Origin of the sequence: Microcystis sp. M44BS1, assembly GCF_020244875.1 — a bacterium.
GTDB lineage: Bacteria > Cyanobacteriota > Cyanobacteriia > Cyanobacteriales > Microcystaceae > Microcystis > Microcystis panniformis.
In genome coordinates this window covers 1-3,456 of the sequence record NZ_JADBVM010000292.1, presented here as the reverse complement: position 1 = coordinate 3,456, position 3,456 = coordinate 1, and the positions used below count along the sequence as shown (strand labels likewise).

Annotated in this window: 4 protein-coding genes and 1 pseudogene; all 5 read left to right on the top strand. The window is 39.1% G+C overall.

All coding sequences use genetic code 11. The annotated features are described in order from the left end of the window. Positions 1-252: pseudogene (locus IM515_RS22085) on the top strand (hypothetical protein); the annotation flags it as partial. Between the two features lie 85 nt (positions 253-337). Continuing rightward, complete coding sequence (ispF, locus tag IM515_RS22080) at positions 338-817, top strand: 2-C-methyl-D-erythritol 2,4-cyclodiphosphate synthase (RefSeq protein ID WP_287629472.1); 480 nt, start codon at positions 338-340, stop codon at positions 815-817. Positions 818-858: 41 nt separating this feature from the next. Beyond that, positions 859-1,086: a type II toxin-antitoxin system VapB family antitoxin gene (gene vapB / locus IM515_RS22075; protein WP_002750932.1), complete on the top strand. Its 228-nt coding sequence runs from the start codon at positions 859-861 to the stop codon at positions 1,084-1,086. Then, the gene (locus IM515_RS22070; RefSeq protein WP_287629471.1) at positions 1,086-1,472 is read left to right on the top strand and encodes a type II toxin-antitoxin system VapC family toxin; all 387 of its coding nucleotides are present in this window, start codon (positions 1,086-1,088) and stop codon (positions 1,470-1,472) included. The genes vapB and IM515_RS22070 overlap by 1 nt, the downstream gene beginning before the upstream one ends. Before the next feature lie 96 nt (positions 1,473-1,568). Further along, positions 1,569-3,326, top strand: coding sequence for an arginine--tRNA ligase (argS, locus tag IM515_RS22065; RefSeq protein WP_287629470.1), 1,758 nt, complete (start codon positions 1,569-1,571; stop codon positions 3,324-3,326). Positions 3,327-3,456 lie beyond the last annotated feature (130 nt).

The window sequence follows — 3,456 nt, the reverse complement described above, 5'->3', positions numbered from 1 at the left end:
TTTATCTTTATAGGTGGTGCGTTACGACGGATTGTTACCTTCAAGTCAAAGCAGCAATTTCTGCCGTCTAACGCACCCGACGTTTTACTGTATTTTATCTTTATAGGTGGTGCGTTACGACGGATTGTTACCTTCAAGTCAAAGCAGCAATTTCTGCCGTCTAACGCACCCGACGTTTTACTGTATTTTATCTTTATAGGTGGTGCGTTACGACTGCCGTCTAACGCACCCTACGTTTTACTAATTAGCTAATAAGGACAAGTCGGGGAAAAGATTTCCCTGTTTCCCCTTCCCTTTTGCGATAAGATAATTAATATAACTCCAAGAGGACTGCTCTATGAATATTCGTATTGGTAACGGCTACGATATCCACCGATTGGTAACAGGAAGACCTTTAATTTTAGGAGGAGTAGAAATTGCCCATACTGTCGGTTTATTGGGTCACAGTGATGCCGATGTCTTAACCCATGCTATCATGGATGCCATGCTGGGGGCGCTTAGTTTAGGCGATATCGGTCATTATTTTCCCCCCACAGACCCACAATGGCAAGGGGCGAATAGTTTAAAATTATTAGAACAAGTTAATCAATTAATTATCGAGCAAGGTTGGCAGATTAATAATATTGATTCGGTAATTGTCGCCGAAAAACCGAAAATGAAACCCCACCTTAATGCGATGCGAGCCAAGTTAGCAGAAACCCTCAAGATTAATCTGGAACAGGTGGGAATTAAAGCCACTACTAACGAACAATTGGGACCGGTGGGACGAGAAGAAGGTATCGCAGTTTATGCCGTGGTTTTATTGGTTAAGGAATAAGTAATTAGTAAAAATTTGCTGAGATTAAGTATCCCAAACCTATGAATATAGACACAAAAATTTTAGAAACTGTCGAAACAATGCCAGAGTTCTTAAAAATAGAGCTGCTTCACTATGCTGAATATTTGATGGCCAATTATCAATCAGATGTTATTATAGAGAAACCTTCTCTTAGGAAACGTCGTTCAGGAATTTTACAAGGTACATTTACCTTACCTTTGTCCGATGACTTTGATGAGTCTTTGGAAGATTTTCAGGAATATATGTGATGACATCTTTTCTTCTGGATACTCATACTTTCATCTGGTTAACTGAAAACGATCCTAACTTGCCTGATAATCTTCGGGAGGAAATTGATTTTGCTCCTGAAGTTTATGTCAGTATTGTTAGTCTCTGGGAAATTGCGATTAAGTTAAATTTAGGTAAGTTAGCCCTACAAAAAAGTTATGAAACCATTGAAACTAAACTAGAAGCATCAGATATAACCTTACTGTCTATATCATTTTCTGATACTCTAAAAATTTGTACTTTACCCTTGCATCACCGAGATCCATTTGATAGAATGCTAATGGCTCAGTCTCTAAACAGATCGCTAATTCTAATTAGTAAAGATACTAAATTTGATGCTTATAATGTACCAAGAAAATGGACATAATACCCCGTTCGGCTCAATTCTATTCAAGATGAGAGCAAGATAAATTTCCTAATTACCCATAGATTTCTAACATTCATTCATTGCTAAATTTTCTCTATGACTGCCATTATCCAACAAATAAAAGAGCGTTTTTCCCAATCCCTAGTTAAATCCTTTGGGGAAAACTTCGCCGCTACCGATCCTCTAATTGTCGCCGCTAGTAACCCCCGTTTTGGCGATTATCAATGTAATATTTCCCTCTCTTTAGCCAAAGAATTAAAACAAAAACCCCGGGAAGTGGCGGCAACTTTACTAAAAAATCTAGAGATAGATGATCTCTGTCAACCCCCCGAAATTGCTGGACCTGGTTTTATCAATCTTACCCTTAAACCCAGTTATCTAGAAACTCAATTAAAAGACCTAATTACTGATAACCGTTTAGGAGTTGCCACTGCTAACCCCAGTCAAAAAATTATTGTCGATTTTTCCAGTCCCAATATTGCCAAAGAAATGCACGTCGGTCACTTGCGATCGACTATAATTGGTGATTGTATCGCTCGGATTTTAGAATTTCGTCATCATCAAGTAATTCGTCTTAATCACGTCGGGGATTGGGGTACTCAATTCGGGATGTTAATCACCTATCTACAAGAAGCTTATCCTAGCGCTTTAACCCAAGCAGATGCTCTTGATTTAGGGGATTTAGTTAGCTTTTATAAAAAGGCTAAAATTCGTTTTGATGAAGACGAAAACTTTAAAGAAACTGCCCGCCAAGCCGTAGTAAAATTACAGTCAGGTGATCCGCAAAGTCGTCAAGCATGGCAGTTACTTTGTCAACAATCACGGCGGGAATTTCAGAAAATCTATGATATTCTCGATATAAAACTGACGGAAAGGGGGGAATCTTTTTATAATCCCTACCTTGAGACGGTAATCAGAGAATTAGATCACCAGGGATTACTAACAGAAGACAACGGCGCTTTATGTGTCTTTCTCGATGGTTTTACCAACAAAGAGGGGGATCCTCTGCCCCTAATTGTCAAGAAATCCGACGGCGGTTATAATTACGCTACCACCGATTTAGCGGCAATTTGTTATCGAGTGCGTGAAGATAAGGCCGAAAGAATAATTTATGTTACCGATGCTGGACAAGCTAACCATTTTGCCCAAGTATTTCAGGTGGCTAAAAAAGCGGGATTTTTACCCGATAATGTGGCAGTGGTTCACGTCGCTTTTGGATTAGTTTTAGGGGAAGATGGTAAAAAATTAAAAACTCGTTCCGGGGAGACGGTAAAATTACAAGAATTACTCGATCAAGCGATCGCCTGTTCCCTAGCTGACTTAGAAAAAAGACTGGCAAGCGAGGAAAGAGAAGAAACCGGCGATTTTATCGCTAAGACTGCCGAAACTGTCGGTTTAAGTGCCGTTAAATACGCCGATCTCAGCCAAAATCGCAATAGTAACTACGTTTTCAGTTACGACAAAATGCTCAATCTGCAAGGCAACACCGCCCCCTATATGCTGTACGCTTACGCTAGGGTCCAGAGTATCAGTCGCGAAGGTGGTATTAATTTTCAGGATTTAAGTGCCAATTCACCGCTAATTCTCAAGGATGAAAGCGAATTAATTCTGGCTAAACAATTACTGCAACTGCCGGAAGTAATTAGTGCCGTGGAAGAGGATTTATTACCTAATCGTTTATGTGATTATCTTTATGAACTCAGTAAAAAGTATAATCGTTTCTACGAAAATTGTCCCGTTCTAAAAGCGGCAGAACCGATTAAAACCTCTCGTTTATTTTTGTGTGATTTAACGGCAAGAACCCTAAAATTAGGCTTATCTCTCCTGGGAATCCCCGTTTTGGAAAGAATGTAAATCAGTTATCAGTTATCAGTTATCAGTTATCAGTTATCAGTTATCAGTTATCAGTTATCAGTTATCAGTTATCAGTTATCAGTTATCAGTTATCAGTTATCAGTTATCAGTTATCAGTTATCAGTTATCA

What these genes read in the sequence shown, in the direction of transcription:
- ispF (WP_287629472.1), top strand. Translation starts at nt 338, where the DNA reads ATGAATATTCGTATTGGTAACGGCTACGATATCCACCGATTGGTAACA.
- vapB (WP_002750932.1), top strand. Translation starts at nt 859, where the DNA reads ATGAATATAGACACAAAAATTTTAGAAACTGTCGAAACAATGCCAGAG.
- IM515_RS22070 (WP_287629471.1), top strand. Translation starts at nt 1,086, where the DNA reads ATGACATCTTTTCTTCTGGATACTCATACTTTCATCTGGTTAACTGAA.
- argS (WP_287629470.1), top strand. Translation starts at nt 1,569, where the DNA reads ATGACTGCCATTATCCAACAAATAAAAGAGCGTTTTTCCCAATCCCTA.